The organism is Geminocystis sp. GBBB08, from assembly GCF_016743215.1.
Taxonomy (GTDB): Bacteria; Cyanobacteriota; Cyanobacteriia; order Cyanobacteriales; family Cyanobacteriaceae; genus Geminocystis.
Window position 1 is genome coordinate 1 of record NZ_VRZC01000287.1, and the last position, 1,915, is coordinate 1,915.

The following is a 1,915-nucleotide window of genomic DNA, read 5'->3' on the forward strand; positions in this document are numbered from 1 at the left end:
ACGAGAATTAATGATAGAGATGCAAGATCTAAGTTAATGATAAATTGAGAATACGATTTCTCATCCCCAAATTACGAAATAAAGCCTCTTGAGCAAAAATGGAAGGGGTTAAAAGTTCAGACAAATGTGAAACAATGGCATCATTTTCCGTCAAAGGATGATGTTTTTTTTGTGCATGATCTCGGTTAATTTTCTTCGTCATCTGAAATAAGAGAAAGCGAATACTCTTAAATATTAATATTCATAAGGCTTTTAGCTATTTATTAACTTTTGTTGTTTTTATCTTGACTTTTTGCTCATTTATTTAACTTCTAACCAATGGGCAAACCCTGATTATTGTTTGATGTGTTTAACTTCAATAACCGTATGCACATTACCCCGGGGGTAAAAATCGCCTCTAATTGTTATAGATAAAGGATCACAAGCGGCGACAAAATCATCTAAAATTTGATTAATAGATTCTTCGTGAGAAATATAGCGATCGCGATAACTATTAATATAAAGTTTGATAGCTTTTAATTCGACTACCTTCTCATCAGGGGAGTAATTGATATAGATAGTGGCAAAGTCTGGATAACCAGAGAAAGGACATTTACAGGTAAATTCCGGCAGAGTGATGCTAATATCGTAAACCCTACCCGGGCGAGGATTTGGGAAAGTAATTAAACTACCTTCTTCAATCGCTCTTTCACCGTATTTTACTTCAGAAAATTGATTTTCAGACATAATATTTTAAATAATTTAATAGACAATAAAAGTAGGGCGATGCACTGCCTACAAAATATAAATATGATTTACTTAAGATGAAAAATAGTGTAATTCATAACACAAAAAAAGAAACTCAGATTAATTGATAGTTAATTATAAACATCAATAATTTAAGTTTCTAAATAATAATTTTAGTTAATTAAAACTTAACTATCAGTGTTAGATTCTTCTTCAGAAATTTCCTCATCGGTAGATTTTTCTTCTTTAGTTAAACTACCAAAAGGCACTAATTCCACTTGAGTTTTTTCCTGTAACCAATCAAGAGTTTTTTCCGCTAATAAATCATGCTTGACATATTTGCGTAACTTTACTTCATCTACATCACGCTCTTTGAGAGTGGCTTTAATTTCAATGGTTTTAGCGTTTACTTCCTCATCAGTGACAGTAATAGATTCTTGTTCAGCAATTTTCTCTATAATTAAAGTAGTATGAAGATTTTTACTAGCTTCAGGCTTGGCAGTTTCCCGCATTTTAGTGACAACATCCCGAGTGAAAAACTGGTTAACATCCATGCCGTAACTTTGAAGTTGGTTAGCCGTTTGTAAAAGAATATTTTGGAATTCTTCCTCTAACATAGTATGAGGTAAATCGATAGTGGTATGTTTTAATAGTTCATTAATAATTGCACTATGAATATTTTGTTTCGTATCATTAGAGGCTTTTTCCTGATACTGTTTTTCTAAAGATTCTCTTAAGGCTTCCATTGTCTCAAATTCGCTTACTTCTTGAGCAAATTCATCATCTAATTCAGGTAATTCTTTCTCTTTCAAATCTTGAAGAGTTACAGTAAAAATTACCGTTTTTCCTGCTAAATCTGCTTGTGCGTAATCTTGAGGGAAAGTTAAGGTAAGTTTTTTTGTGTCATTAACATTCATCCCGACAACACCTTCTATAAAACCGGGTATAAATTTACCTTCTTCCAATTCTACTTGGTATTCTGTGGCTTCAGTACCAGGTATAACTTCACCTTCTTCTCCCTCATTTTCAGTGGGTTTACGCCCAGCAAAATCAATTACGGCAACATCTCCCATTTGTGCGGCACGATTTTCTACGGGAATTAAAGTAGCTAATTTTTGACGACGCTCATTAATTAATTTATCCACATCTTCTGCATTATAAACTACTTCTTCTGCTTGTACTTGTAAAC

Annotated in this window: 2 protein-coding genes and 1 pseudogene; all 3 read right to left on the reverse strand. The window is 32.8% G+C overall.

The genetic code is table 11. From position 1 onward, the window contains the following. Positions 1 to 34: 34 nt before the first annotated feature. Positions 35 to 202 (reverse strand): annotated as a pseudogene (locus FWJ34_RS19250) (IS4 family transposase); the annotation flags it as partial. 131 nt (positions 203 to 333) lie between these two features. Next, on the reverse strand, positions 334 to 726 hold the full coding sequence (gene queF / locus FWJ34_RS19255) for a preQ(1) synthase (RefSeq protein WP_396232105.1): 393 nt from the start codon (positions 724 to 726) through the stop codon (positions 334 to 336). 188 nt (positions 727 to 914) lie between these two features. Next, on the reverse strand, positions 915 to 1,915 hold a 1,001-nt coding region (gene tig, locus FWJ34_RS19260; RefSeq protein ID WP_308256940.1), incomplete at its 5' end, for a trigger factor.